General features: G+C 66.9%; 28 protein-coding genes and 3 tRNA genes. 10 read left to right on the top strand and 21 right to left on the bottom strand.

All coding sequences use genetic code 11. The annotated features are described in order from the left end of the window. Positions 1 to 140: 140 nt before the first annotated feature. The gene (locus tag IBX22_RS20930; protein WP_194817200.1) at positions 141 to 965 is read left to right on the top strand and encodes a hypothetical protein; all 825 of its coding nucleotides are present in this window, start codon (positions 141 to 143) and stop codon (positions 963 to 965) included. Here IBX22_RS20930 and IBX22_RS20925 read toward each other — a convergent pair. From IBX22_RS20925 to IBX22_RS20895, 7 genes are all read right to left on the bottom strand, one after another. Continuing rightward, positions 962 to 2,356, bottom strand: coding sequence for a M1 family metallopeptidase (locus IBX22_RS20925; RefSeq protein WP_194817199.1), 1,395 nt, complete (start codon positions 2,354 to 2,356; stop codon positions 962 to 964). The genes IBX22_RS20930 and IBX22_RS20925 overlap by 4 nt on opposite strands. Before the next feature lie 78 nt (positions 2,357 to 2,434). Beyond that, positions 2,435 to 3,073, bottom strand: coding sequence for a LysE family translocator (locus IBX22_RS20920; RefSeq protein WP_194817198.1), 639 nt, complete (start codon positions 3,071 to 3,073; stop codon positions 2,435 to 2,437). A gap of 29 nt (positions 3,074 to 3,102) precedes the next feature. Further along, entirely contained in the window at positions 3,103 to 3,771 is a 669-nt protein-coding gene (locus tag IBX22_RS20915) for a DUF3239 domain-containing protein (RefSeq protein ID WP_194817197.1), read from the bottom strand. A 40-nt stretch (positions 3,772 to 3,811) separates the two neighbouring features. After that, complete coding sequence (locus IBX22_RS20910) at positions 3,812 to 5,470, bottom strand: DNA repair helicase XPB (RefSeq protein WP_194817196.1); 1,659 nt, start codon at positions 5,468 to 5,470, stop codon at positions 3,812 to 3,814. Between the two features lie 191 nt (positions 5,471 to 5,661). Then, positions 5,662 to 6,753: a 3-deoxy-7-phosphoheptulonate synthase gene (locus tag IBX22_RS20905; protein ID WP_194817195.1), complete on the bottom strand. Its 1,092-nt coding sequence runs from the start codon at positions 6,751 to 6,753 to the stop codon at positions 5,662 to 5,664. 233 nt (positions 6,754 to 6,986) lie between these two features. Next, a complete protein-coding gene (locus IBX22_RS20900; protein ID WP_194817194.1) occupies positions 6,987 to 7,895 on the bottom strand; it encodes a hypothetical protein in 909 nt (302 codons plus the stop codon). A 97-nt stretch (positions 7,896 to 7,992) separates the two neighbouring features. Beyond that, positions 7,993 to 8,463, bottom strand: a complete 471-nt coding sequence (locus IBX22_RS20895; RefSeq protein WP_194817193.1) for a carboxymuconolactone decarboxylase family protein — start codon at positions 8,461 to 8,463, stop codon at positions 7,993 to 7,995. Between the two features lie 130 nt (positions 8,464 to 8,593). Between IBX22_RS20895 and IBX22_RS20890 the strand changes: the two genes are divergently transcribed. Further along, on the top strand, positions 8,594 to 8,758 hold the full coding sequence (locus IBX22_RS20890; RefSeq protein WP_194817192.1) for a DUF5993 family protein: 165 nt from the start codon (positions 8,594 to 8,596) through the stop codon (positions 8,756 to 8,758). Positions 8,759 to 8,762: 4 nt separating this feature from the next. Continuing rightward, positions 8,763 to 9,470, top strand: a complete 708-nt coding sequence (locus IBX22_RS20885) for a disulfide bond formation protein B (protein WP_194817191.1) — start codon at positions 8,763 to 8,765, stop codon at positions 9,468 to 9,470. Here IBX22_RS20885 and IBX22_RS20880 read toward each other — a convergent pair. From IBX22_RS20880 to IBX22_RS20865, 4 genes are all read right to left on the bottom strand, one after another. Next, positions 9,449 to 10,333 carry an oxidoreductase gene (locus IBX22_RS20880; protein WP_194817190.1) on the bottom strand — a complete coding sequence of 295 codons (885 nt, stop codon included), beginning with the start codon at positions 10,331 to 10,333 and terminating at the stop codon, positions 9,449 to 9,451. The genes IBX22_RS20885 and IBX22_RS20880 overlap by 22 nt on opposite strands. A 15-nt stretch (positions 10,334 to 10,348) precedes the next feature. Next, on the bottom strand, positions 10,349 to 11,479 hold the full coding sequence (locus tag IBX22_RS20875; RefSeq protein ID WP_194817189.1) for a triacylglycerol lipase: 1,131 nt from the start codon (positions 11,477 to 11,479) through the stop codon (positions 10,349 to 10,351). Positions 11,480 to 11,648: 169 nt separating this feature from the next. Then, positions 11,649 to 12,152, bottom strand: a complete 504-nt coding sequence (locus IBX22_RS20870) for a trans-aconitate 2-methyltransferase (protein WP_228538902.1) — start codon at positions 12,150 to 12,152, stop codon at positions 11,649 to 11,651. A gap of 44 nt (positions 12,153 to 12,196) precedes the next feature. Next, positions 12,197 to 12,760: a GNAT family N-acetyltransferase gene (locus IBX22_RS20865; RefSeq protein ID WP_194817187.1), complete on the bottom strand. Its 564-nt coding sequence runs from the start codon at positions 12,758 to 12,760 to the stop codon at positions 12,197 to 12,199. Between the two features lie 66 nt (positions 12,761 to 12,826). Between IBX22_RS20865 and IBX22_RS20860 the strand changes: the two genes are divergently transcribed. Next, the gene (locus IBX22_RS20860) at positions 12,827 to 13,723 is read left to right on the top strand and encodes a sigma-70 family RNA polymerase sigma factor (RefSeq protein WP_309234711.1); all 897 of its coding nucleotides are present in this window, start codon (positions 12,827 to 12,829) and stop codon (positions 13,721 to 13,723) included. A 46-nt stretch (positions 13,724 to 13,769) separates the two neighbouring features. Here the strand turns inward: IBX22_RS20860 and IBX22_RS20855 are convergent, their stop codons facing one another. Further along, the gene (locus IBX22_RS20855) at positions 13,770 to 13,979 is read right to left on the bottom strand and encodes a hypothetical protein (protein ID WP_194817185.1); all 210 of its coding nucleotides are present in this window, start codon (positions 13,977 to 13,979) and stop codon (positions 13,770 to 13,772) included. Between the two features lie 175 nt (positions 13,980 to 14,154). Here IBX22_RS20855 and IBX22_RS20850 point away from each other — a divergent pair, with 175 nt between their 5' ends. Then, complete coding sequence (locus IBX22_RS20850) at positions 14,155 to 15,330, top strand: pyridoxal phosphate-dependent aminotransferase (RefSeq protein WP_194817184.1); 1,176 nt, start codon at positions 14,155 to 14,157, stop codon at positions 15,328 to 15,330. Here IBX22_RS20850 and IBX22_RS20845 read toward each other — a convergent pair. Then, positions 15,327 to 15,986: a trimeric intracellular cation channel family protein gene (locus IBX22_RS20845; protein ID WP_194817183.1), complete on the bottom strand. Its 660-nt coding sequence runs from the start codon at positions 15,984 to 15,986 to the stop codon at positions 15,327 to 15,329. The two genes, IBX22_RS20850 and IBX22_RS20845, sit on opposite strands and share 4 nt — an antisense overlap. Before the next feature lie 80 nt (positions 15,987 to 16,066). Beyond that, on the bottom strand, positions 16,067 to 16,711 hold the full coding sequence (locus IBX22_RS20840) for a LysE family translocator (RefSeq protein ID WP_194817182.1): 645 nt from the start codon (positions 16,709 to 16,711) through the stop codon (positions 16,067 to 16,069). 165 nt (positions 16,712 to 16,876) lie between these two features. On the opposite strand from IBX22_RS20840, the gene IBX22_RS20835 reads away from it, so the two are divergent. The 4 genes from IBX22_RS20835 (at position 16,877) to IBX22_RS20820 (ending at position 21,846) form a co-directional block, all read left to right on the top strand. Beyond that, positions 16,877 to 17,290: an SRPBCC domain-containing protein gene (locus IBX22_RS20835; RefSeq protein WP_228538901.1), complete on the top strand. Its 414-nt coding sequence runs from the start codon at positions 16,877 to 16,879 to the stop codon at positions 17,288 to 17,290. Positions 17,291 to 17,395: 105 nt separating this feature from the next. After that, a complete protein-coding gene (locus IBX22_RS20830) occupies positions 17,396 to 19,846 on the top strand; it encodes a glycerol-3-phosphate 1-O-acyltransferase (protein WP_194817180.1) in 2,451 nt (816 codons plus the stop codon). Then, entirely contained in the window at positions 19,843 to 21,288 is a 1,446-nt protein-coding gene (locus tag IBX22_RS20825; RefSeq protein WP_194817179.1) for an HAD-IB family hydrolase, read from the top strand. Before IBX22_RS20830 ends, IBX22_RS20825 begins: the two co-directional genes overlap by 4 nt. A 114-nt stretch (positions 21,289 to 21,402) precedes the next feature. Further along, the gene (locus tag IBX22_RS20820) at positions 21,403 to 21,846 is read left to right on the top strand and encodes a DUF6069 family protein (RefSeq protein ID WP_375540273.1); all 444 of its coding nucleotides are present in this window, start codon (positions 21,403 to 21,405) and stop codon (positions 21,844 to 21,846) included. Between the two features lie 60 nt (positions 21,847 to 21,906). On the opposite strand, the gene IBX22_RS20815 is transcribed toward IBX22_RS20820, so the two are convergent. The 3 genes from IBX22_RS20815 to IBX22_RS20805 form a co-directional block, all read right to left on the bottom strand. Then, positions 21,907 to 22,626, bottom strand: a complete 720-nt coding sequence (locus tag IBX22_RS20815) for a polyprenol monophosphomannose synthase (RefSeq protein ID WP_228538900.1) — start codon at positions 22,624 to 22,626, stop codon at positions 21,907 to 21,909. 117 nt (positions 22,627 to 22,743) lie between these two features. Continuing rightward, entirely contained in the window at positions 22,744 to 22,920 is a 177-nt protein-coding gene (locus IBX22_RS20810; protein WP_194817177.1) for a hypothetical protein, read from the bottom strand. Between the two features lie 75 nt (positions 22,921 to 22,995). Then, the gene (locus tag IBX22_RS20805; protein ID WP_194817176.1) at positions 22,996 to 23,376 is read right to left on the bottom strand and encodes a nuclear transport factor 2 family protein; all 381 of its coding nucleotides are present in this window, start codon (positions 23,374 to 23,376) and stop codon (positions 22,996 to 22,998) included. Between the two features lie 82 nt (positions 23,377 to 23,458). Between IBX22_RS20805 and IBX22_RS20800 the strand changes: the two genes are divergently transcribed. Next, positions 23,459 to 24,091, top strand: a complete 633-nt coding sequence (locus IBX22_RS20800) for a winged helix-turn-helix transcriptional regulator (protein WP_194817175.1) — start codon at positions 23,459 to 23,461, stop codon at positions 24,089 to 24,091. A 57-nt stretch (positions 24,092 to 24,148) separates the two neighbouring features. On the opposite strand, the gene IBX22_RS20795 is transcribed toward IBX22_RS20800, so the two are convergent. From IBX22_RS20795 to IBX22_RS20780, 4 genes are all read right to left on the bottom strand, one after another. Then, positions 24,149 to 24,225: transfer RNA gene (locus IBX22_RS20795), tRNA-Phe, on the bottom strand. 67 nt (positions 24,226 to 24,292) lie between these two features. Further along, positions 24,293 to 24,366: transfer RNA gene (locus IBX22_RS20790), tRNA-Asp, on the bottom strand. Positions 24,367 to 24,395: 29 nt separating this feature from the next. Further along, positions 24,396 to 24,468, bottom strand: a tRNA-Glu gene (locus IBX22_RS20785). 101 nt (positions 24,469 to 24,569) lie between these two features. Beyond that, positions 24,570 to 25,235, bottom strand: a complete 666-nt coding sequence (locus IBX22_RS20780; RefSeq protein WP_194817174.1) for a TetR/AcrR family transcriptional regulator — start codon at positions 25,233 to 25,235, stop codon at positions 24,570 to 24,572. Positions 25,236 to 25,408: the final 173 nt, after the last annotated feature.

Here is a 25,408-nt window from a genome sequence, read left to right as displayed (position 1 = left end):
ACGCGAGGGCAGATTGGTAAGCAGTTGAAGTCCAAAATTGTTCACTAGCAATGCCTTCCACAGGTCGTCCACTTTGTGGACGATTGTCCAATTCACGGAGTCTGTCGTTTCGAGGCCTCAGGTCGTTACGCTTGGAAAGTATGACGGTCGACGACGTTGCCCGCGACTTGTACGGGCTGGATCCCGCGGAGTTCGTAGCGGCGCGGACGGAGCAGGTCAAGGCGGCCAAGGACGCCGGAGACAAGGCGCTGGCCACGGCTATCGGCAAGCTACGGAAACCCACGGTCACCGCTTGGACGGTGAACCTGCTGGCCCGCTCGGCGCCGAAGGACGTGGACGCCCTGCTGCAACTCGGCGCGGCACTGCGGTCGGCGCAGCGGGAACTGTCCGGCGAACAGCTGCGGGCGCTCACCACGCAACGGCAGCAAGTCGTCAACGCCCTGGCCAAGCAGGCCGCAGCACTGGCCGCCGAGCACGGGCACCCCGCCAGCGAGTCGGTGCTGCGGGAGGTGGGTCAGACCCTGACCGCGGCGCTCGCCGACGACGAAGTGGCCGAGCGGGTGCACACCGGGACGCTGGCGACCGCCGCCACCTACGACGGATTCGGGCCGGAGAGTCCAGCGCTGGTCTCGGTCGGCGGCACCGAGCACAAAGGCGCCAAGAAGAAGGCGCCCGAGCCCGACACCGAAACCGCGCAACAGGAGCTCGACGACGCCCTCGAGGCGCTCGAATCAGCCCAGGCAGCAAGGGATTCCGCGCAGGAGGACACCGATCAGGCGGCACAGCGCCTGGCCGATACCGAAGCGCGGATCGCCCAGCTGCGCGCGGACCTCGAGCATGCCGAACAGGAGAAGCAGTTCGCGAAATCCACCGAACGCACTGCGCAGGAACAACTTCGGTCCGCCCAGCGGCAGCTCGACCGGGTCGAACGCTGGGTCGAGCGGGCCCGCGAACGCGTCGACTAGACGCGCAGCGCGCCCGGATACAGGTACTCGTCCGCCGGCGGCTCCTCGACATCGAGCCAGGCGTGGAAGAACCCGGTCAGATCGGGGTGGTACTTCGACTGGATGAACGTGCGGAACTGCGCGATCGACGCGTTGCCGTAGGCATGGTCGTGCAGGAATTCCTTGACCGCGCCGAAGAACACCTCGTCACCGATCTGCTTGCGCAGCGCGTGCAGGAACAGCGGGCCGCGGTAGTAGACCGAGGTGAATTCCCTTCCGGCGCCGGGATTGTCGAGCGGGATCTGCCAGAACTTCGGGTTGCCGAGGTATTTCGCGAGCGTCTCGCGGTATTTGGCGTCGACGTCGACGCCTTCCTTCTGCTCCGGCCACAGATAGTCGGCGGTGTAGCTGGCGAAGCATTCGTTCAGGCAGATATCGGACCACTGGCGCACCGACACCGCGTCACCCCACCACTGGTGCGCGATCTCGTGCACCACGGTCTGCAGGTCGGTCCAGGGCGCGTAGATCGGGCGGGTCTGGGTTTCCAGCGAAAACTCCAGTTCGGCATCCACATAGATGCCGCCCGCGGCATCGAACGGGTATGGGCCGTACAGGTTTTCGGCGAAATCGAGGATCTCGGGAAGCCGCTGCTCGGTCTCCCGGTTGCCTTCCGCCTCGGGCGCGAACGCACTGAGCAACGGCGTCCCGTCGGCGCGCTGCTGCTCCAGGAAGCTGAACTTGTCGATGGCGACGGTGGTCAGATACCCGAGCACGGTGTGCTTCGATTCCCAGCTGACGACGCGTTTGCCGTCGCGCACCTCGTTGCGGGTGCGCCGCCCGTTGGACATCACCTCCCATTCGGCGGGCACGGTGGCGTGCAGCGCGAAAGTGGCCTTGTCCAAAGGGGTGTCGTTGAGCGGGTACCAGGTGGCGGCCGAATGCGGTTCCCCCGCAACGAAAGCGCCGCCGCTGGGTGCGATGGTCCAGCCCTCGCCCACCGCGTCCACCGCGGGGCCCGCGTAATCGATGATCGCGACGAACGGCAGGCCCGGCAGCAACGGCAGCAACGGGGTGACGGTCAATTCGTGCTCGCCGTTGCGATCCCAGCCGGCGGGCTGGCCGTTCACCGTCACCATCTGCACGTCGGGGCCGCTGAAGTCGAGGTTGAACGCGCGCAGCGCCTGGGTGGCGCGCGCTTCGACGCGCACATTCCCGATCAGGTGCCGGCTCGGCGGGTCGTAGTCGATGGCGACGTCGTAATGCCCGACGTCGTAGCCGCCGTTGCCGTCGAGCGGGTAGTACGGATCACCCAGGCCCGGTGCGCCGAGGAACGGATCCGGTTGCGCCGCAGCCGGTGACGCGACGACTAGGACCCCGGCGACGACCGCACAACACAGGCCGGACAACCTCATTCGACCAACCGCCTCTCTCGATCACCTGAACTTCGGGATCGTGCCGGCGAGCATTGGCACAGCGGCGATGGTAGCCGGTTACTTGGCCGCGCCGCTGAGCGCCACCGACGCGCCGAGCCCCACGATCATCGCCCCACCGGTCGCGCCGACCGCTTCCAGCCGGCGCGGCGAGCGGGCGAACCAGCCGCGCGCGGCGGCGGCGCCCAGCGCCCACGCGCTATCGGACACCAGCGCGATCGCCAGGAAGATGCCGCCCAGGATCAGCAGCTGCACCACATACGCTCCCGCCGCCGGATCGATGAAGTGCGGCAACACTGCCGAGAAGAAGATGACGGCCTTCGGATTGGTCAGGCCGACAATGATGCCCTGCCGGATGACCTTGGTGTCCTGCACCGACGGCGCCTCGACATGCAGGGCGTCGCGCAACGACTTGCGGTCCCGGATCGCCTGGACGCCCAGGTAGATCAGGTACAGGGCACCGGTGAACTTCACGATGGTCAGCGCCAGCGCCGACGCGGTGAGGATGGTGCCGAGGCCGATCGCGACCAGCAGCAGCGAAACCAGCACGCCCACCGAATGTCCGATGACCGACAGCATCGCGGCGCGGCGCCCGAGCGCGAGGGCCCGGCCGATCGCGAAGAGCACACCGGGGCCCGGCACGACGATGATGATGAAGGCGGCGGCCGAGAAAGCCAGCAGATTTGCGACCGGAATCATCAATCGAGTCTAATCCGGGTAGTCGGGACTTAGCTCCCCAAATCGTCTGGCAGCTGCTGCGGATCGAGCAGCAGGCGTTTGTTCGAGGTGCGGCGCACCTTGGACGCGAGGCCGAGATTGTTTGTGAGCAAACGCCATTCGGTCTCGCTGATGGCGGCGCGGGCGCGGTCGATGACCGCGCCGTCGGTGGTGCCCCAGGCGATCGGCATCGGGTGCACCGTTTGCCACCGCTCCCCCACCTGGCGGGGTGCTCGCTCGCTGCGCACCGCGACCGACGGCACCCGCTCTCCGGCGCGCTTCTCGTGGCCGGGCAGGTCGCGGACCTTGCGAATCACCAGTGCGTAGAGCGGGTCGGCGGCGGTGGGTTTGGCGACGTCGACCAGGGCGAGCAGTACCACGCCGCCCGGGTGCGTCTCCGAGACCACCGCGGGCACGAGTTCCCCGGTGGCGTAGAGCTTGTCGATGCTGAACCGGCGTGGGGCCCAGACCGTCACCCAGAGGGCTACCACCGCGCCCAGCACGAACGCGATGGCCAGGAGGTAGGACCAGGCGTTGCCCAGCCAGATCAGGTAGGCGGCGATCAGCCCGGCGACGAGCGCGCCGGCGATCGCCAAAACCCGCAGGCGGCGCACGTCGGCGAGGACTTCGTTCACCGCATGGGCGTGCCTGTGGTCCACCGGGAATTCGAAGCGTCGCACGTATTCTTCCTAGCACACGTAGCGGAGAGAATTCCTCCGCTTATCCGATGGCCGGCCCCAGCAAGTCGTCGGCATCCGTTATGCGATAGGCATACCCCTGTTCCGCCAAGAAACGCTGCCGATGCGCGGCATATTCGGCGTCCAGCGTGTCACGCGCGACGACCGAATAGAAGTGGGCTTGGCCACCATCGTGTTTCGGCCGCAGCAGCCGGCCGAGCCGTTGCGCCTCCTCCTGGCGGGAGCCAAATGTGCCCGAAACCTGCACTGCCACAGAGGCTTCCGGGAGATCGATGGAGAAGTTCGCGACCTTGCTGACCACCAGAACCGGGATCTCACCCTGCCGGAACGCCTCGAAAAGTTCTTCGCGCTCTTTGGTTTTCGTCGATCCCTGGATCACCGGCGCGTTCAGCGCGGCGCCCAATTCGTCCAGCTGATCGAGGTAGGCGCCGATCACCAGCGTCGGCGCGCCCGGGTGCTTGGCCAGAATCGACTGCACCACCGGGATCTTCGTACGTGCCGTAGAACACAGCTTGTAGCGTTCCTCGGGCTCGGCGGTCGCATAGGACATCCGCTCGGCGTCGGTGAGGGTGACCCGCACCTCCACGCAGTCGGCCGGGGCGATCCAGCCCTGCGCCTCGATGTCCTTCCACGGCGCGTCGTAGCGCTTCGGGCCGATCAGCGAGAACACATCGCCCTCGCGGCCGTCCTCGCGCACCAGCGTCGCGGTCAGGCCGAGCCGGCGGCGCGACTGCAAATCGGCGGTCATGCGGAAGACGGGTGCGGGCAGCAGATGCACCTCGTCGTAGACGACCAGGCCCCAGTCGCGGCTGTCGAACAGCTCGAGGTGCTTGTATTCGCCCTTGGTGCGGCGGGTGATGACCTGATAGGTGGCAATTGTGACCGGGCGGATCTCCTTGCGCTCACCGGAGTATTCGCCGATCTCGTCCTCGGTCAGCGAGGTGCGCGCCAGCAACTCACGCCGCCACTGCCGACCCGCGACAGTGTTGGTGACCAGGATCAACGTGGTGGCCTTGGCCTTTGCCATGGCGGCCGCGCCGACCATCGTCTTACCGGCGCCACACGGCAGCACCACCACACCGGACCCACCGGCCCAGAACGAATCCGCCGCCATTTTCTGATAATCGCGCAGCTCCCAGTGCCCGCCCTCGTAGTCGAGGTCGATCTGGTGCGCCTCACCGTCGACGTACCCGGCGAGATCCTCGGCGGGCCAGCCGATCTTCAACAGCATCTGCTTGATCCGCCCACGCTCGGACGGATGCACCACGACAGTGTCGTCGTCGATGCGCGCGCCCAGCATCGGCGCGATCTTCTTGTGCCGGAGCACTTCCTCGAGCACCGCGCGATCGAAGCTGTTCAATACCAGCCCGTGCGCCGGGTGCTTCATCAACTGCAAACGTCCGTACCGTGCCATGGTGTCGACGATGTCGACGAGCAGCGGCTGCGGCACCGCGTACCGGGAAAAATTCACCAGCGCGTCCACGACCTGCTCGGCGTCGTGCCCGGCGGCCCTGGCATTCCACAGCGCCAGAGGCGTCACCCGGTAGGTGTGCACATGCTCCGGCGCGCGCTCCAGCTCGGCGAACGGCGCGATCGACTGCCGCGCCGCATCGGCCAGCTCGTGGTCGACCTCGAGCAGCAGCGTCTTGTCACTCTGAACGATCAACGGACCATCGGTCACAGATCTCTCCCTTGTTGGCAACAGCTGGACCATCCCCGGCCCGAACGCTCTCGCGAGGTCGCCTTATTCTCCCTGACCCCACCGACAACCAGCGGCCCGCGCTACTTCAGCGTCCACCCGCACCGATTTGTTCCCCGCTGCGCCGCCCTGCCCGGATGTTCGCCGGGGTCGGGCGGCGTCGGAGGCGGGGCTCAGCTGTCGCGGCGCTGCTGGACGGCGTCGGCGAGACGGTCCAGCTGGGCGGCGGTGGTTTCCCAGTCGAGGCAGGCGTCGGTGATGGACTGGCCGTGGGTGAGCTCATCGGAGCGGCCCAGGGTCAGGTCCTGACGGCCCGCCACCAGGAAGCTTTCCAGCATCACGCCGACCACGCCCCGCTCACCGGCGGCCAAGCGACCGGCGATATCGGTGACCACGTCGACCTGACGGTTGTGGTCCTTGTTGCTGTTGCCGTGGCTGGCGTCGACGACCAGGCGCTGGGCCAGACCCGACTTCTCCAGGCGCAGGCAGGCTTCGGCGCAGGACTCCGCGTCGTAGTTGGTGCCGGTGCTGCCGCCGCGCAGGATGACGTGGCAGTCCGGGTTGCCGCTGGTGCGGATCAGGGCGGCGCGGCCGTCCAGGTCGGTGCCGGGGAAGACGTGGCTGGCCGCGGCGGCGCGCACGCCGTCCACCGCCACCTGCACGTCACCGTCGGTGCCGTTCTTGATGCCGACCGGCATCGAGAGTGCGCTGCTCAGCTGCCGGTGCACCTGGCTGGCCGCGGTACGCGCGCCGATCGCGCCGTAGGAGACGAGGTCCGCGATGTACTGCGGGGTGATCGGATCGAGGAACTCGCACGCCACCGGCAGTCCGAGACCGGTGATGTCCACCAGCAGCTTGCGGCCGATGCCGAGGCCGGTGTTGACGTCGAACGATCCGTCCAGGTGCGGGTCGTTGATCAGACCCTTCCAACCCAGCGTGGTGCGCGGCTTCTCGAAGTACACCCGCATCACGACGTGCAGGCGGTCGTTCAGCTCCGCGGCCTTGGCGGCGAGCAGCCGCGCGTATTCGATCGCGGCGGCGGGATCGTGCACCGAACATGGGCCGACGATCACCATCAGGCGGTCATCGTCCCCGTTGAGCACGTCGACAGTGGCTTTACGGCCCGCACGCACGGTGTCGGCAAGGGCATCGGTGATCTGGTGCACCCGGCGAACCTCGGCCGGCGAGCGCAACGGGCTCACAGACAAGGTCCGCTGGTCATCCAGATCAGAGTGCCGCGCATCGACATCAACTGCGGTGGTCATAGTGTGGGTTCCTTTTCATCAGGCCGGCCCACGGAATTTGGAGAACCCGTCGAGCCGGTCATCATCCGGCTCGGGGTGGAGGTTGGTCAGCGCAGGCAGGTGCCGCAGACCGGCCCACCCAGGGCCGGCTTGCTAAACCAAAAATATGCGCGCTGCACGTCGCTTACTGTAGCAGGGACAAACCAGGCACGATCGACGAGGCGCTGAAGGTCACATTCGCCGGTGTCGCGGGCCTACGGCTTGGCGAGCTGAGCCGACCGGGAGACCGGAAGGCCCGACAGGGCAGCCGCGGATTCGGCGATCACGTCGATCGACTTGTCGACCAGCGGGTCCGTCATGAGCATCGGGGACAGGTAGGTCCGGGTGTTCATGTTCGCGATCATGGCCTGCCACCGCGGTAGTTGCCGCAGGTAGACCTGGTTGTCGTGGAGCAGGAACGCGATCACCCGGCGGGTGTCGTTCGGGTTCGCGCGCAGTGGAATGACCCTGATCTCGCGAATCGATTCCCACTCGACCCGAACCCCGTTCTTCGGGGTGTGCATCCCCTGGGTATCCAGCACGAACTGCGGATGCCCGGGAAGCGACCAGGCCAGGAGATTGCCGAGGTACGCGAGGACAGGAATTCCTACCAGCACGCCGATCCCGGCCAGCGGGGCTCCCAGCCCCGCCATACCAGCCACCATGCAGGCCAGTCCCAGCATGACAAGAGCAATGGTCACGAATAGGAGCGGCACGGCGAAGCGTAAGACCCCGCCGACCGGGATCCGCACCTCGAGCCGCTCACGTGAACCGGGGGCGATGTCGTACTTCGGTGCTTCGCGACTGACGTTCAAGATGCGGATCAGAGCGAGCTTCCGGCGGGTCGAGACGATGACCATCGCCAGCATGATGAGAAATATGCCCGCGGCCTGCAGCGCCACCGTCACTCCGGAGCTCAGATTCGCGGTCCCCGAGGCGTATCCCAGCAGCCCGCCGAGAGCGATGCAGACTGGGGCGGCGACCAGGAGCGTCCGAACAGTCCCTTGCCGAAGCATTTTCTCGGCATAGACCTGGGCGGCCCAATCGGTCTCCGGGTCCGCGGCAGGTTCCCCGCGTAGCAATGCTTTTCGGGTGGCCCGGTCCAGATCGCGCCAGGTTTTCATTCGCCCCTCCTTCAGAGGGACGTACCTTAACCGACCGATTTGTCTGTTTCATCCTCGCGGCTGCCGGACCCGCTGAGAGTCCGGCCGCCGCGGGTCCTCACCACTGGCCGGGCTGGTAGTCACCTGCCGGGATGCGGGCGATGACGTTCATGCGGTTGTAGGCGTTGATCAAGGCGATGAGGGAGATCAGGGCGGCGATTTGGTCGGCGTCGTAGTGCTTTTCGACCTGGGCCCAGGTTTCGTCGGTGACGCCGTGGTGGGCGTCGGCGAGGCGGGTGCCCTCCTCGGTGAGGGCGAGGGCGGCGCGTTCGGCTTCGGTGAAGACGGTGGCTTCGCGCCAGGCGGCGACGAGGTTCAGGCGGACCTGGGTCTCGCCGGCGTGCGCCGCGTCCTTGGAGTGCATGTCGGTGCAGAAGCCGCAGCCGTTGATCTGGCTGGCGCGCAGCTTCACCAGTTCCTGGGTGGGCTTGGGGAGGGTCGAGTTGTCCACGACCAGACCGGCGTTGCCGATGCGCTTGGTGAACTTGGCGCCGTTGTCGTTGCCGTAGTAGTTGAAGCGAGCGTCCATGATGTGGCCTTCTTCCGTGCTGTGTTTGTTGGCTTCATGGAGACGACGAAACGGTGCCGCGAAGTGTGACATCGGTGCGCGAGCGTGTCATTCCCGCTGGTCAAGGCAAGACGGAGTAGCGTCCCGAAGCATGGACACGCTAATTTTCGGCGGGTTGCTGTTCACCCTTTTCGCGATCTACACACAGCGGTCCCGGCGGCTGGTGATCGCCGCCTGGTGGGTTGTGCTGATCGCGTCCCTGGTGCTGCTGAAGCATCACATCACCAGCGGCCTCGGCCTCGGATTGACGTGGTGACCCGATGACCGATCCGGAACCCACCGGCCGCCACCATCGAGTGGTGACCGAAACGGTCGTCACCGAAACCGTCGTTCCCGAGACCGCCGCGGGCCTGCGCTCGAGCTTCGCGGGACAGTTGCAGTACTGGCTCGCTTGCATTTTCGTCGTCGGCTGGACCGGCGTCATCTGCGGCGGCCTCGCGGTGCAGTTCGGCACCTGGGATTACCCGTGCCCGCTGTGCATGCTGCAGCGCATGTTCATGGCGCTGGCCGCGCTCGGCGCCGCGATCATCGTGCGCAAGGGCATGCTCGGCATCATCACCGCCCGCGACTACATGACCGGCTGGGGCCTGGCCCTGCTGGGTTGTGTCGCAGGCGGTTTCACCGCGTGGCGGCAGACGATGCTGCACATCAACGACTGGCAGAAGCCGGACGGCCCCGTAGGTTACGGCGGCACCGTGCTCGGTCTGCACCTGTACGTCTGGGCGTGGGTGCTGTTCGTAGCCGCGGTGTTCGCGATCGGCCTTGCGCTGTCTTTCGGGCACTACACCGCGGCATCCGGCTTCGCCGCCACCGGCGGACACCGCGTCATCGGCCAGTTGGCGCTGTGGTTCCTCGGCGTCGTGCTGGTCGTCAACCTGGTCTCGGTCTTCTTACTGGAGGGTCTGCACTGGTTCTTGCCGGATGACCCGGACAAGTACCAGCTCTTCTACGACCTGGGCATCTTGTAGGTGACGCCGGTCAGCTTTTCCGACAGTTCCCACAACTCGCCCGCCATCCGCTCATCGCGCGCGCCCGAGCTGGATCCGCAGCGGACCGGATAGCCGCGCAGGCCCGCGATCCCTTCCGGCCCGTAGTACCCACCCGGTTCGGCGTCCGCGGCGACAGCGGCGAAAAGTTGTGGCAGCGCGCCCATTTCGGCGCTCTGCGCGATGAGCCGGTCGCCGAGGGAAACGATGGAGCCGAAGAACGATTCGGTGTGGGTACCCAGTTCGGTGGAGGCGTAGCCGGGGTGGGCGGCGGTCGCGAGCCGCGGCGAACCGGCGGCGGCGAACCGGCGCTGCAGCTCGGCGGTGAACAGCAGATTCGCCACTTTGGACTGCCCGTAGGCGAGCCAGCGGTCGTAGCGGCGGCGTTCCCAGTTCGGATCGTCGAGGTTGATCCGGCCGAAGCGGTGCGCCCAGCTGGACACGGTGACCACCCGGTCGCTGATCTTGTCCAGCAGCAGCCCGGTCAGCGCGAAGTGTCCGAGATGGTTTGTCCCGAACTGCATTTCGAAGTTGTCGGCGGTGCGCTTCGCCGGAATCGCCATCACCCCGGCGTTGTTCATCAGCACATCGACCCGGTCCACCGACGCCGCGAACTCCCGCACCGAAGTCAGATCCGCCAGATCCAGCTTCCGCACTTGCGCCCGCTCGCCGATCTCGGCGGCCACCTTCGCGGCCTTGTCGAGATTCCGGCAGGCCAGGATCACCTCGGCCCCCGCACCGGCCAGCGCCCGTGCCGCCGCGGCCCCCAATCCACTGTTCGCGCCGGTGACGATGAACCGCCGGCCCGTCTGATCAGGGATGTCCGAAATGTCCCAGCCACTCATACCGGGCAAGTCTAGTTAGATTGCGCCGCCGCCGCCGATCAGCCAGGGATTGAAGGAGCACTCCAGCTCCGGATATCCGGCCGGATCCAGCGCGCGCAGCGTAATCGACGCTGTGCGAGGGGAATACATCATCGTGAGGTGATCGGAGAAGTCCTGCTCACACCCGTCCTGCAGGGTGATGTTGTCGACCGTTGCGTCCGGCCCAGCCGCCAGGAAGGTCAGCTGGTACGGGTTGGTCACCTCGTCGTAGCGCGAACCGACTGCGGTGTAGGCGATTCCGGGCACGGTGTCGCCATCCCGGTTCAGGTTGACCAGGAACGGCGAGCCGACGGCCTGCTGAATATTGGCGTGCCCGACGAAGATCTCGTTGAAGCCGAGAATATCGATGCCGAGGTTGTTGATCATCCGGCCGAGCGTCGCGATCCCGAGTAGTGAGGTGCCGTGATAGGTGGCGCCGAAGGCGATCAGCCGTTCCACTTTCGGCGCGCCGTTCTCGAACTTCAGGTACTGGTTGGCGACGGTGCCGCCTTGCGAATGCGCGACCACGTCGACCTTCGCCGCTCCGGTGGCCGCGAGCACTTGATCGACGAAGCCGGCCATCTGCTGCGCGGAGGCCTCCATGTACCCGACACCGTTGCGTCCGGGCAGGATCGCTCCGAATCCGCCGCCCTCCAACAGGTTCGACTGACCGTAGTTCATCGCGAAGACGCAGAATCCGGCTCGTGCCAGGCGCGGCGCCAGATAGGCGAAGCTGTCGAAGGCGTTCATCCAGCTGCCGTGCATCAGCACCACCGGGCGCGGATGCGCTTGGCTCGGTCGGCAATTCCAGTCATTGACCCCGGCGGGGGCAGCGTTCGGATGCAACAGTCCATAGCCGAAAGCGGCGATGGCGGCACTGAATTCGGGTCCGGAGCCGAGGGCAACGGATGCGCGACTTCCAGACGATCCGGAACTGCTTCCGGAGTTCGCGACCGCGACCGGGCGACGGCCTTGGTTGATGTAATCGGCGAGCCCCTGTTCGGTCAGGACCTCGGATTCGTCCGCGCTCGCGCCGGGCGCCTCGATCCCGATCAGCAGCGCGGCGGCCGCCGTGATCACCGCGCCGATAAGCGCTCTGCCTCGCACTAGTCCGTTACGTCGTGTCATCTCGCAAACCTCCTCGGACGCCACCGTTGGCGTCTTGCCGGAAGCTGAGGCTAACGGTGTTAGGTTCCGGAAACGCCCAGCCCGGAGGGAGCTCTGGAGCTTTCCATCAACTCCACATATCGGGATGTGAGCTATGCACAACAAGTTAGGGAGAATTCCAGCGCTGCAGTCAACGTGGCCGGGCGATGATGCCGAGCAGGTCGCCCGCGACTATTGCGCGTGCGGTGAAGTCCGCCGCCGCCAAATGCTGAACGAGCTTGCCGGGCGGCACTTTCGGGCTCGTCGCAGCCGCGTCGGGACTGCCGTAGCCGTAGAACAGGTTGAGTGTTCCGTCAGGGCCGAGCAGCTGCCGGAGCACGGCGAGTTCGGCGGTCGGCTGTTTGGTCCAGAACAGATTCACGTTGACAGCGAGTACCTTGTCGAAATCGCCTGGGGCAAAGGCAATTCCGTCTATCGTGTGATCCAGTCGCAGCTCTTCGAGGCCCACTTGCGCCAGCCGCACCCGGCCCGAATCGATCAGCGCCGCATAACGTTTGACGGCACGGGCGATCGCCGTGGCGGAGCGGTCGATGCCGACGTAGTGCCCGTCGTCCAGGCGTTCGGAGATACACGCGATCGAATCGCTGGAGCCCGGCCCGATTTCGAGCACCCGATCCGCAGGCCCCACATCCATGGTTTCGACGATCCACCGGAACCGCGCGTCATCCGCCATCGCGATCAGACCGGCCAGTCCATGACCGGCAGTCCGGGATCAGTGGACAGCCGCCCCGCGACCCAGGTATCCCGGCGCGCTCCGCGCTGCACGCTGCCCAGTCGCATCATGCCCTCGTACCGGAACCCGTTGCGCGCCGCCACCGCCGCCGACGCGCGATTGCCGGCGAACGCGCGCCAGTTGATTCGTTGCAGCCCCAACGTCCCGGGGTCGAAACCGTAATCGCAGACCATGCGCAGCGCCCGCGACATCAGCCCGCGCGAACGCTGCTCGGGGACAAGCCAATAGCCGACCTCGGCGGCCGAGGCATCCAGTGCCTCCAGGCTGATCATGCCGATCACGGGGCCGTCCTTGTCCGGCCGTAGCGCCCAGGTGGGGCTGCGGTTGGCCCAGCCGGGACGAACCCCGTCCTCGATGAAGGCCTCGGCGTGTTCGCGCCGGTACGGGATCGGGATGGTCACCCATGCGCCGATCGAGGGGTGCTGGCAGCAGGCGGTGATGGTGTCGATATCCGCCTCGGTGGGCGGCGACAGCACCACGGCGCCGTCAGAGAGCGTGCGTTCCTCCACAGCATTCATGGTGTCATGCGCATCCGGTGCGCCGGGCGGATCTCCGGGCCCCGTAGAATCCCAGCGGTGGTAGCCGCTTTTCTCGCTGATCTGTTCGAATCGCATCGGGCGCATCTACTTTCTGTCGCCTACCGGTTGACCGGCAGTGTCAGCGACGCGGAGGACGCGGTCCAGGAGAGCTGGCTGCGGCTGGCGGGCGTGCACCAATCCGAGATCGACGATCTGCGGGCCTGGCTGACCACCGTCGTGACCCGAATCTGCCTGGACCGCCTGCGCAGCGCCGCCGCACGGCGCGAAGCATATGTGGGGCAATGGCTTCCGGAGCCGGTCGTCACCGGCATGACCGCGTCGCGCGCGCCCGACCCCCTGGATCAGGTGGTGCGCAAACAGGAATGCCGGTTGGCGGCCATGGTCGTGCTGGACACCCTGACACCGCCGCAGCGCGTGGCTTTCGTACTGCACGACGGACTTTCGGTGCCCTTCGACGAAATCGCGGACATCCTCGGAATTTCCGCCGATGCCGCGCGTCAGCTGGCGGTACGGGCTCGCAAAGCGGTGGCGGGAGTTCCGGAGCCGGTGCCGGATGCCGAGCACGAGGCCGCGGTGCGCCGCCTGCTCGACGCGCTCTCGGCCGGTGATGTCGCGGCGGTAACCGCTGCGCTGCACCCGAATTCGCGCATGGTCGGCGATGCCAACGGCACCACGTCCACGGCGGTCAATGTGATCGACGGCGCGGAGCGGATCGCCCGATTCCTGCTCGGCCTGACCGCCAAGTACGACCTCGGCGACGCCGAAAATGCCACCATGCATTACGAATTCGCCTTGGTGAACGGCCAGTTGGGTCTGATCCTGAAGCGGGACGACGGACCGGCCCGGGTCGTCGGCTTCACCGTCAGCGACGGGACCGTCTGGGGCACTTACGATCACGCCAATCCCGCGAAACTGTCCGGCGTTCGCCTGTAGGTGACCAGGCCGGACCCTCATCGCCCGGCCCGGCACCTACTCGTGACTACGGCGTGGTCGAGCCGGTGAAGAAATCACCCGTCGAGGATCCCGTGCCGTGGTTGCCGGTCGAGGAACCGCCGAAGAAATCTCCGGTGGCGGATCCGAGGAAGGTTCCGCCGATCAGGTCGTGCGCGATGTCGCGGAGGTAACCCAGTACTGATCCGGCGACCTCCGACGCGGCCGGCTGCAGTACCAGGTCGAGATACGAGGCCATGAGCGCCCCTTTCGAGAATTCCGCCCGACGGGCGGTATGTGAGATAGAACACGGCGAGGCTAGCCGCCCTCCAGAAACCGCACAACCATGCAGGTAGAGGCGTCAATTCAAATGTGAAACATAGCCTTTCGCTATCGCATGGCAACGATAGCGACCGCTGGGCTACTCTTCGAGGGTGCCCACCAGCTCCGCGACCGTTGCCCGCCTGCGCCCTTTCGCCTCGACGATCTTCGCCGAGATGACCGAACTCGCCGTCCGCCACGGCGCGGTGAATCTCGGCCAGGGCTTCCCCGACACCGACGGACCCATCGGCATGCTGGAAGTCGCCCGCCAGGCCATCGCCGACGGGCTCAATCAGTACCCGCCGGGCCGCGGCATGCCGGTGCTGCGCGGCGCCATCGCCGGCGACCGCGCCCGCCGCTACGGAATGCGCTACGACCCCGACACCGAGGTGCTCGTCACCGTCGGCGCCACCGAGGCGATCAGCGCCGCGCTGCTCGGCCTGGTCGAGCCCGGCCAGGAAGTCGTGCTGATCGAGCCCTACTACGACTCCTACGCCGCCTCGGTCGCACTCGCCGGCGCCACCCGGCGCACCGCGCGCCTGGTCGCCGACGGCGACAGCTTCGTCCTCGACCTGGACAGCCTGCGCGCCGCCATCACCCCGGCGACCCGGATGATCGTGGTGAACTCCCCGCACAACCCGACCGGCACCATCCTGGACCGCTCCGATCTCACCGCCATCGCCGAACTCGCCTGCGAGCACGACCTCCTGGTGCTCACCGACGAGGTCTACGAGCACCTCGTCTTCGACGGACGCGAGCACATCAGCATCGCCACCCTGCCCGGCATGGCCGAGCGCACCGTCGTAGTGTCCAGTGCCGCCAAGACTTTCAGCGTCACCGGCTGGAAGACGGGCTGGGCCTGCGGTCCCGCGCATCTGATCGACGGCGTGATCGCCGCCAAGCAGTTCATGTCCTTCGTCGCGGGCGGGCCGTTCCAGCCCGCCGTCGCGCACGCGCTCGAGCACGAACTGGGCTGGGTCGCGGCGCTGCGGGACACCTTGTCGGACAAGCGACTCCGGCTCGCGGCCGCCCTCGCCGCCACCGGCTTCGACGTGAAGTCCAGTGCGGGCGGCTATTTCGTCTGCGCCGACATCACGCCGCTGGGCAGCACCGACGGGCTCCAGTTCTGCCGCGAGCTGCCCGAACGGCTCGGCGTCGCGGCCGTGCCGGTCAGCGTCTTCGCCGATGACAAGAAGTCGTGGGATCCGCTGGTGCGCTTCACCTTCTGCAAGAAGGACGCGACCATCGACGAAGGCGTGCGCCGACTGCGCGCGGGCGCTCGCGTCTAAGCCGTGGTGTGGCGCGCTTGCGGTGCGCGCCACTGGAATCGGCGCGCGAGCAGCCGGAACACGATGGCCAGCGCGGCGGCCAGGAATCCGGTCCAGGCCTGGTACACGCCGAAATGCAGCAGTACCGCGGTGGTGGCCGCACCGAAGAGCGCGGGCACCGCGTACAGGTCTTGATCGGGGCGCAGCACGCTCGGCACCTGCCCGCCCAGCAGATCCCGGATCACGCCGCCGCCGATGGCGGTGACCATGCCCAGCAGCGCGGCCGACGGTGCGCCGACGCCGTGCGCGAAAGCAACGACGGTGCCGGTCACGCAGAACAATCCGAGGCCGATCGCATCGGCGATCTCCAGCGGGCCCCGGGTCAGCCGCGCCGAGGGATGCCGGAAGAAGATGACGAGCGTGACGAGCAACGCCGCGGTCAAGTAGGTCAGATCCGTGAACGCGGCGGGCGGTGTGCGCCCGATGAGCAGATCGCGGATCACGCCGCCGCCGAGCGCTGTCGAGCAGGCCAGCACGGCCATGCCGAAGATATCGAGGTTCTTGCGAACCGCCAGCAACGCACCCGAGGTCGCGAACGCGATGACCCCGAGCAGCTCACCGCTGCGCTGCGCAGCCTCCACCAGCTGCCCAGCCATGAGGTCGGCCCCAGCGCTCATCTATCGCTCCCTTCGTGCGCACCTGCCCTGCAGGTTGGCACGTGGGACTCGCCGTGAGCTCCGCGACACCCGGGTTCGGCTCAGGCGGGAACGGGGCGAGCCTTGTCGGTGGCCAACTTGATCGCGATCGCGCCGAGCATCGAGCCCATCACCCACCGCTGCGTCCGCAACCAGAGCGGCCGCCCCGACAGGAACCCGGAGATCCCGCCGGCGCCGGCGACGATCAGCCCGTTGACCGTCAGCGCCACCACGATCTGCACCGCGCCCAGGCACAGGCTCTGCAACCACACCTGGCCGCGCTCGGGCGCCACGAACTGCGGAATCAGCGCCATATACATGATCGCGATCTTCGGATTCAGCAGATTGGTGACCAGCCCCATGGTGAACAGCCGCCGCGCCGGATCCGCGGGCAACTCACCGGGCGCGAACACCGAGGTCCCGCCGGGCCGGATCGCCTGCCAGGCCAGCCACAGCAAATACGCCGCACCAAGCAATTTCACCGCCACGTACAGCCCCGGCACCACGGCGAACACTGCGGTGATCCCAGCCGTCGCCGCGGCGAGGTACACGCCGAACCCGGCCGCCACCCCGCCGAGGGAGATGAACCCGGCCCGTCGCCCCTGCGACACGGTCCGCGACACCAGATACATCATGTTCGGCCCCGGGGTCAGCACCAACCCCAAGGCCGCAGCCGTCACTCCGAGAATCGCCGCCGTCTCCAACATGATTCGATCCTGGCCTGCCGACCCGCCGTCGTCTCGGTCCACTTGCAGGTCGGTGGCCTTGGACCGGAGATGTGATGCAGGCCACTCGGATTCGCGATAAGTTCGCCCCGGCTTCGCCGTCCTAACAGCGAACCCACTCGATGAAAACAGAAAGAGATGATGACAATGAGCGACTTCTCCTACCGCCTGACCCGCACCATCGCCGCGCCCGTGGACACGGTGTGGCAGGCCTGGACCATCGCCGACCAGTACCAGCAGTGGTCCTACGCCGAGGCCGGCTCGGTCCACCTGGATGTCCGCGTGGGCGGCGAATGGTCCGCCGCCATCGTGGATCCGGAGGGCAACCGCACGGAGCTCGGCGGCACCTACCTCGAGGTGCAGCCGAAGGAGCGTCTGGTGCTGAGCATGCAGACCCCGATGGGCGAGACCGCCATGGAGCTCGACCTGACCGACAAGGGACAGAGCACCGAGGTGGTGCTCAGCCAGAACTGCGGCTCCGCCGAGGAACGCGATATGGCCGAGCAAGGCTCGACCATGCTGCTGGACTCGCTGACCGCGTTCCTCGCGGGCCGCGCCTGAATTCGCCGGCTTCGGCGGCTCGGTGCCACTCGGGAGCCCGAGATACCTGCGGGATCCGTTCGGTGACGCTTGAATAGGGGGATCGCCAGTTTCCGGAGGGACATCATGATCGATCACGGCCGAGGTGCATCCACACCGGCTCAGCGCACGACGCCCGAATCGGTGGTGGCCCTGATCGAAGCGTCCTCACCCGTCGAACGGCAGATCATCGGGGACTGGCTGAACGCCGGCGGCATCGCCCAGGAGTTCGGCGGCGCGGTGCCGGTCACCCAGTTGGATCTGGACGCGGGCGCCATCGCCACCCGGCTGGTCGGCCGGCACGACGATCCGCTGGTGGTGCCGGTGCGGGTGCTGTGGCTGCCGCCGGAGCGAGATGGCGTGCGGCGCATCACCTTCACCGACCTCGCGACGATGACCAACCCGCGCAAGCCGAATCGCCTGGCGCAGCGGCGGCTGGCGCGCAAGGACCCGGACCGGCATGTGGTCCTCACCGGCCAGCCCGCCCTGCTCAGCGAACTTCGAGCGAATAATCGCGAAGCGACCGCGATGCTGTCGGCCGGCTCCGGGGAGCCGCTCGCCCGCGCCATCGTGCGCGCCGGCGTGGTCGCGCTCGAACGGGCCGAGCGCACCATCATCGGCGACCGGTACAAGGTGCCGCGGCTGGTGGCCGAGGAGATCCTGGATCGCCCCGAGTTCCTGCGGCGGCTGGAGTTGATCGCCGACCAGATCGATACGCCGACCCACGAGGTGTACCGCCGCGCCGAGAAAGGGCTCAACGAACTCGTCGCCGCGCAGTCCCGGATGGTGTCGGACCTGTTCACCCAGGCCATGCGTCCGGTGCACGCCTCCACCTGGAAGGTCGAGACCGACGAATCCGGCCTGACCAGCCTCAAAACGCTGAACCGGCGCTACCCGCTGGTGTTCCTGCCCTCGCACCGCTCCTACGTGGACGCGTTCGTGCTCGGTGACGTGCTGGCCCGCAACGACTTTCCGCCGAACCACGTCATCGGCGGCGCGAACCTGAGCTTCTGGCCGATGGGACCGATCGCCCGGCGCACCGGCACGGTGTTCATCCGCCGCAGCTTCGGCGACGACGAGGTCTACAAGGCGGTGGTCGAGGAGTATTTCGCCTACCTGCTGACCAAGCGCTTCAACCTGGAGTGGTACTTCGAGGGCGGGCGCACCCGCACCGGCAAGCTCCGCCCGCCGCGCTACGGGCTGCTGAATTACCTGGCGGCCGCGGTCCGCCGGAACCGGGTCGACGACGTCCTGCTGGTGCCGGTGTCGATCACCTACGAGCGGCTCAACGAGCTCGGCGCGATCGCCCACGAACAGGTCGGCGGGAAGAAGAAGCCGGAGGGCCTGGCCTGGCTGGCCCGCTATGTCCGCAGCCAGCAGCACTCCGCCGGGCACGTGTATGTCCGCTTCGGTGAACCGCTTTCGGCCCGCGACCGGCTCGCGGCCCACGGTGACCCGATGACCGATCCGCCCACCTCGATTCCACTGCACCGCACCGACGCCCAAGGCGTGGACAGTGTTTCGGGACCGGACGCCGAGATCGACGCGCTGGAGCGGAAAGCCGTACAGCGGTTGGCCTTCGAGATCGCCGTCGGCATCAACGCGGTCACCCCGATCACCGTCAATGCCCTGGCCACCCTGGCGCTGCTCGGCGTGCACGACCGCGCGCTCACCCTCGGCGAGGTGCGGGCCGTGCTGGACCCGGTGCTCTACTACATCGACAAACGCGGCCTGCCCAGCGGCGAACTCGCGGCGCTGCGCGACGAGCAGAGCCTCGCCGTTGTGCTGGAACAACTTTCGCTGGCCAACGTGGTCACCATCTATCGGGGCGGGCTGGAACCGGTGTACTCCATCGAACCCGGCGCGCACCTGGAAGCCGCGTTCTATCGCAACAGCGGCGTGCACTGGTTCGTCAACCGGGCCATCCTCGAACTATCCATCCTGGCCGCGATGGCCTCCGAGGGTTCCGACCAGTTGCAGGCCGGCTGGGAGGAGGCCTTCCGGCTGCGCGATCTGCTCAAGTTCGAATTCTTCTTCCCGGACCGCAGCGAATTCGCCGCGCAGATGACCGACGAGATGCTGCGGGTCGACCCGGAGTGGCGCAGCCACACCCGCGAGGACACCTTCGGCACCGACATCCTGGGCAAGCTCACCGATTCCGGATTCATGATGGCGCACCGCGTGCTGCGCTCGTTCTTCGAAGCGCAACTGGTGGTCGCCGAACGCCTGGAGGCCCGCGACCCCGGGGTGGAGGTGGATCGCAAGCAGTTCATCGACGAATGCGTGAAGGTCGGCAAGCAGATGATGTTGCAGCAGCGGCTGCACAGCCCCGAGTCGGTCTCCACCGAACTGTTCACCAGCGCACTGAAACTCGCCGACAACCACGGCCTGCTGACGCCGGTTGGAGCGGAGTCGGCCACGGATCGCGCCGAATTGTCCGAGCGCCGCGGCGACTTCGCCCGGCAGCTGCGCACCATCACCGCCCGCATCTCCCGGGCCGCCGCACTGGACCCGTCCAACCGGGAGCCCGCGCGGTGAACCTCGAGGAGACTATCGACGCGATCCGCACCGGGCCGCAGGGCCCGCAGATCGCGGCCGTGTTCGACTTCGGCGCCGTGGCCGACGGTTTCGTACGGCCCCGGCTGTATCGGCGGATGTTCCAGCGCGGAGCGACCGCCGCGGCGACCCTGCTCGGCGGCATCCGCAACGGGCTCACCGACGGCGAGTACAGCCGGTTCCTGCAGCAGGCCTCCTTCGCGCTGGCGGGTCAGCGGGAGGACGAACTCGACGAGCTGGGCGCGAAGCTGTTCAAGAGCACCATCTATGGGCACCTGTATCCCGAAGCGTGGCAGCTGATCCGGACCCACGAGGCCGCGGGCCACACGGTGCTGCTGGTCACCGCGCTGACCCGCTTCCAGGTGGCGCCCGCCGCCGCGGCGCTCGGCATCGCTCACGTGCTGTACACGCCGATGGCCACCGTCGACGGTGCGCTCACCGGCTATGCGGCGGGCAAGACCCTGTGGCGCAACGGCAAAGCCGATGCGGTGCGCACGTTCGCGGCGACGCGGGGCCTCGACCTCACCCGGAGCTACGCCTACAGCGACGGTGTTTCCGACCTGCCGCTGCTGGCGCTGGTCGCGCATCCCACAGCGGTCAACCCGGAGCGCAAGCTCACCGTCGCCGCCACCGAACGCCTTTGGCCGACACTGACCTTCCGGCCCCGCCAGTCTCCGCGCCCCGCCGACTACGTCCGCACCATCGCGGCGTTCATCGCGCTGCTCGGTGGCGCGTTCGCGGGCGTGCTGAGCAAGTCCTACACCCGCCAGCGCCGCAAAATGGCCGACGCCCTGATGGATTACGGCACCAGCGCCACCCTGAAGGTGCTCGGCGTGCGCCTGCGGGTGACCGCCGGCGCCGAGTACGCGCACGATCCCCGGCCCGCGGTGTTCCTGTTCAACCACCAGAGCCAGTTCGACGTGATCATCGTGCCCAAGGTGCTCGACGGCGGTGTCACCGGCATCGGTAAGAAGGAGCTGACCAGGAATCCGATCTTCGGACCGCTCATGCGTTTCGTCGGCGTCACCTTCATCGACCGCAGCAACGCCAGCCAGACGCGAGCCGCGCTGGCGCCGGTGGTGCAGACGCTGCAGGCCGGGCTGTCGATCGCGATCTCGCCGGAGGGAACCCGGTCCTACACACCGGAAGTCGGCCCGTTCAAGAAGGGCGCGTTCCATATCGCGCACCAGGCCGGGGTTCCGGTGATCCCGGTGGTGATCCGCAACGCGGGTGAAATCTCCTGGCGTGACTCGATGATCGCGCGCAAGGGCACGGTCGATGTCGCCCTGCTGCCACCCATCGATGTCAGCGGCTGGGATCCGGCCGATATGGACGACGAGGTCGCCGCGGTCCGGCAGCTCTACCTCGATACCCTGCTGGACTGGCCTGATACCGAAGTAGCGCGGGACGAGGCGGCTCGCTAGGAACATCTCCAGAGTGAAGTGGGACACAGTGCGGCCCAACGGGATTGACCTCGACAATTGTTGAGGTTTCAGGATAGGTCTCACACGAACTTCACAGCTTCACCACAGGAGATCATCATGAGCACCGCGACCGCCATCACCGGAACCACCGCCCGCATTCCCGCCCTCAGCCGTCCCGTCGCCGTCTTCGGCGCGATCGGCGCCGCACTGCTGGCCAACGTCCTCGTCTGGCTGATCGGCGCGGCCGCCGGCGGCACCTTCGAAATGACCGACGCCGGCCAGACGGCGAGCGTCGCACCCGGCGGCATCATCGTGCTGACCATCGTCCCGCTGCTGATCGGCCTCGGCGCCGCCGCGCTGCTGTCCTACAAGTGGGTCGGCGTGCTGCGCGTCGCCGCGGTGGTCGGCTCGGTACTCGCCGTCGGCACCATCGCCATGACCATCAGCGCCGACTTCGACACCGCGTCCACCATCGCGCTGTCGGTCACGCACCTGACGCTGGTGCCCGCCCTGGTCGTCGCCACCGAGGGCCTGCGCCGCAAGCTGATCGAAGGGTGACACCTGCGAACGAGAAGGGCCCTGCATCCCATGGATGCAGGGCCCTTCTCGTTGCCGAAGCTAAACCGAGCGGCCGAACAGCAGCTTCCACGGCATCAGCGCCGATTCCAGCTGCACCTTCAGGCTCATCTTGGACGCACCGAGGGTGCGCTCCTCGAACCGGATCGGCACCTCCGCGATGCGGAAGCCCTTCTTCACGGTCCGGTAGTTCATCTCCACCTGGAACGAGTAGCCGTTGCTCTTGATCGAGGCAACGTCGATGGCGCGCAACGTATCCGCCTTCCACGCCTTGAACCCGGCGGTCGCGTCTTTCACGCCGAGCCGCAGCAGCAGGTTCACATAGAAGTTGGCCCACGCCGAGAGCGCCTTGCGGTACCACTTCCACTCCGAGGCGGTCGAGCCGCCGGGGACGTACCGCGACCCGAGCACCACGCCCGCGTCGGTGGTCTCCAGCTTCTCCAGCATCGCCGGAATGACCTCGGCGGGATGCGACAGGTCGGCGTCCATCTGGATCACCACGTCGGCGCCTTCGTCGAGCGCGCGGGTGATGCCCGCGATGTATGCGCGCCCGAGCCCGTCCTTCTCGGTTCGGTGCAGCACCCCGACAACGTTCGGCAGCTCGGCCGCCAGCTTGTCGGCCACCTCACCGGTCCCGTCCGGGGAATTATCGTCAACCACGAGCACATGCAGGTCGGACACCGGAAGCGCCGTCAGCCGCTCCACCGCCACCGGCAGATTCTCCCGCTCGTTGTAGGTCGGCACAACAACGGTAACCCTCAAGGGTCGCCCTCCCTGCTCACCAGCATTCGTCGGATTCCTACGAAACTTACCGAGAAACCGTACTTGATCGATCTGACCGTGCCCTGAGCAGTTCCACCTAGACCCCGCAGAACTCCGTCAGTTCCCCCACGAGTCCTTGGCATCCTCGCGCTCATTGCGCGCCTTCACGATCTCCAGCGCCCGCTCGGCAGTCGCCTGATCCGGGTACGGCCCCAACCGATCCCCGAACCAGCACTTCTTCCCCTGCTCAGCCCGATGATGCTTCATGCAGTAGTACCACTGTTCATCAGCCATACCCCCAGCATCCCACCGAACAACGGAAAATCCCGCGACTACGACGCGGGATTCCGAGATGACGCCGGAGTGCGATCAGGCGCCGCCCTTGGCGAGGTAGTCGGCGGGGTCGTACAGGATGCACAGTCGCTGAATTTTCCCCTCGGCGAAGGTGAAGAACTCGGTGAGCCGGGAGGCGCCTTCGGGCAGGTGGGCGTCGTAGAGCACGGCGGTGCCGTTCGGGCCGTGGACCTCCTGGATCAGGTCGATCTTCTGGACATTGGCGATGAACCCACGCACCCCCTGCAGAAATGGCGCCGACCCCGTCACCTGCCCCGCGATCGGCCCTTCGAAGTGGAGGTCGTCGGCCAGCAGCGGCGCCAGATCCCGGCCGTCCCCATAGTTCTCGATCCCGCCCGTGAGGATCCGGTAGTACTCCCTGAGCACGGCGGGTGCGTGGTCGTTGACGACGGTCATAGCGATCTCCCTTACCTAGAAATGTGATTGAGAAACTAAACCAGCTGATAGAGATTTTAAACCACCTTGCTAGTCTGTGGATATGCGTTCGTACAACCAGTACTGCTCGATGGCCCGCGCTCTCGACCTGGTGGGCGACCGCTGGGTCCTGCTGATCGTCCGCGAGCTGCTCACGCAGGGGCCCTGCCGCTTCTCCGACCTGCGCCGCGGGCTGCCCGGCATCGCCAGTAACCTGCTGGCCGATCGCCTCCGCGACATGGAGAGCACCGGGCTCATCACCCGCCACGACGAACCGCCGCCGGTCGCTGCCACGCTGATCAGCCTGACCGAACGCGGCCGGGATCTCGGGGGCGTGGTCCGCGAGCTGACCCGGTGGGGCGCCCCGCTGATGGTTGTCCCACCCGACGACAACGCTTTTCGGGTGCACTGGTTTTCGCTCCCGCTGCGCCACCTGTGCAGGGACTCCACTCCCGACAAGCCGGCGAGCGTCGTTCGCCTCGGCGACCTGAGCGACGGCTGCGACATCATCGCCGACCGCGGCCGGATCGATGTGCGCCCCTGCTCGACCGAACGCCGGCCCGACGCTACGGTCACCGCGCCGCCGCAGGTGTTCGTCGCGCTCTTCACCGCGGCGGTGACCTTGCGGACGGCGATGACGATGGGACTTGCCGTCGACGGCTCCGTCGCGGCCCTCGAACGCGTGCTACCCGGGTAACCAGACGGGTATAGACGCAAAAAAATCCCTCCGACCCAGAATGGATCAGAGGGATTGTGGTGGCCAGAGCCGGGATCGAACCGGCGACCTACCGCTTTTCAGGCGGTCGCTCGTACCAACTGAGCTACCTGGCCGCAGGCACCCGGAACGAATGCCATGCTTAATGCGAAACGCCGGATTACTCCGGCGTTCACACACTTGCGACCCTGACGGGACTCGAACCCGCGACCTCCGCCGTGACAGGGCGGCGCGCTAACCAACTGCGCCACAGGGCCTTACTGTGCTACCAACAGTCCGAAGACCGTACCCCCTACGGGATTCGAACCCGCGCTACCGCCTTGAAAGGGCGGCGTCCTAGGCCGCTAGACGAAGGGGGCTCGTCCTGGATTACTCCAGACCGGCTTTCAACGGTGTGTTGCGTTCCGTTGGGAGCTCGCATAGCTTATGACAGGCCGTGTGAGAGTTCCAAATCGGCTGGTCAGAGCGCCAATCCGAGCTCTTCGAGCCGCGCGGAGGCACGCCAGCCGTCGGCGCGGAACTTCTCGGTCCACTCCGGAGTGGCCATCGACTCGACGATCACCTCCAGCGCTTCGGCGAACCGAGCCCGCAGATCAACACCGCCACCGAGGGTATCGACCAGCCAGCGCTGGCCGGCCAGGGCGGCGGTGAGGGTGCGGGTGAACCGGTCCGGGTCGGCGTCGGTGCGTAGCTGCCCGTGCTCGATGGCCCGCACCGCGAGGGTGCGAGTCGCCCGGGCCAGGATGCGGCCGCCACCGGACTGCACGTCCCGGTAGAAGTCCGGTTCGATGATGAGCCGATTCTCGGCTTGCACGATGATGTCGTGCTCGAGTCGCAGCGCCATCTCGTCGATCATCCCGTGCAGGGTGTCGAGGGGACCGAGATCTGTTCGTGCGAGCCAACGTTCGGCGGAGGCGCGATAACGCTCCACCGCCGTCTCCAGGACCGCACGCGCCAGGTCTTCCTTGGAATCGAAATGGAAGTACATGGCGCCTTTGGTCGCGCGGGAACCTTCCAATATGCGGTTGAGCGATGCAGCGGCATAGCCGCTCTTCCCGAACTCAACGGCGGCGGACCTGATTATCGCCGCACGTGTCCGGCGGGCCCGCTCTTGCTGCCGTGCCATGCTCGAAACGCCTCCGAAGCCTTATCGCCGCCAATCGAACCCCCCGAAATGGAACGGACCCTTGGCGCGAAGTTATGGGATTTTTCAATACTTCAAACCGGTTTATCGCCCAGGTTTCAAACTTTTGGTATGAAAACTTGTCGAAAACCTGAAACACACCAGCTGGTATAGTT

The organism is Nocardia sp. XZ_19_385 (assembly GCF_015355755.1).
GTDB lineage: Bacteria > Actinomycetota > Actinomycetes > Mycobacteriales > Mycobacteriaceae > Nocardia.
Note: the sequence above shows the minus strand (reverse complement) of the source record. Positions and strands in the feature narration are given on the sequence as shown.

Coding starts and splice junctions, on each gene's coding strand:
- IBX22_RS20930 (WP_194817200.1), top strand. CDS start 141: ATGACGGTCGACGACGTTGCCCGCGACTTGTACGGGCTGGATCCCGCG.
- IBX22_RS20925 (WP_194817199.1), bottom strand. CDS start 2,356: ATGAGGTTGTCCGGCCTGTGTTGTGCGGTCGTCGCCGGGGTCCTAGTC.
- IBX22_RS20920 (WP_194817198.1), bottom strand. CDS start 3,073: ATGATTCCGGTCGCAAATCTGCTGGCTTTCTCGGCCGCCGCCTTCATC.
- IBX22_RS20905 (WP_194817195.1), bottom strand. CDS start 6,753: ATGACCACCGCAGTTGATGTCGATGCGCGGCACTCTGATCTGGATGAC.
- IBX22_RS20900 (WP_194817194.1), bottom strand. CDS start 7,895: ATGAAAACCTGGCGCGATCTGGACCGGGCCACCCGAAAAGCATTGCTA.
- IBX22_RS20895 (WP_194817193.1), bottom strand. CDS start 8,463: ATGGACGCTCGCTTCAACTACTACGGCAACGACAACGGCGCCAAGTTC.
- IBX22_RS20890 (WP_194817192.1), top strand. CDS start 8,594: ATGGACACGCTAATTTTCGGCGGGTTGCTGTTCACCCTTTTCGCGATC.
- IBX22_RS20885 (WP_194817191.1), top strand. CDS start 8,763: ATGACCGATCCGGAACCCACCGGCCGCCACCATCGAGTGGTGACCGAA.
- IBX22_RS20880 (WP_194817190.1), bottom strand. CDS start 10,333: ATGAGTGGCTGGGACATTTCGGACATCCCTGATCAGACGGGCCGGCGG.
- IBX22_RS20875 (WP_194817189.1), bottom strand. CDS start 11,479: ATGACACGACGTAACGGACTAGTGCGAGGCAGAGCGCTTATCGGCGCG.
- IBX22_RS20870 (WP_228538902.1), bottom strand. CDS start 12,152: ATGGATGTGGGGCCTGCGGATCGGGTGCTCGAAATCGGGCCGGGCTCC.
- IBX22_RS20855 (WP_194817185.1), bottom strand. CDS start 13,979: ATGGCCTCGTATCTCGACCTGGTACTGCAGCCGGCCGCGTCGGAGGTC.
- IBX22_RS20845 (WP_194817183.1), bottom strand. CDS start 15,986: ATGAGCGCTGGGGCCGACCTCATGGCTGGGCAGCTGGTGGAGGCTGCG.
- IBX22_RS20840 (WP_194817182.1), bottom strand. CDS start 16,711: ATGTTGGAGACGGCGGCGATTCTCGGAGTGACGGCTGCGGCCTTGGGG.
- IBX22_RS20835 (WP_228538901.1), top strand. CDS start 16,877: ATGAGCGACTTCTCCTACCGCCTGACCCGCACCATCGCCGCGCCCGTG.
- IBX22_RS20830 (WP_194817180.1), top strand. CDS start 17,396: ATGATCGATCACGGCCGAGGTGCATCCACACCGGCTCAGCGCACGACG.
- IBX22_RS20810 (WP_194817177.1), bottom strand. CDS start 22,920: ATGGCTGATGAACAGTGGTACTACTGCATGAAGCATCATCGGGCTGAG.
- IBX22_RS20805 (WP_194817176.1), bottom strand. CDS start 23,376: ATGACCGTCGTCAACGACCACGCACCCGCCGTGCTCAGGGAGTACTAC.
- IBX22_RS20800 (WP_194817175.1), top strand. CDS start 23,459: ATGCGTTCGTACAACCAGTACTGCTCGATGGCCCGCGCTCTCGACCTG.
- IBX22_RS20780 (WP_194817174.1), bottom strand. CDS start 25,235: ATGGCACGGCAGCAAGAGCGGGCCCGCCGGACACGTGCGGCGATAATC.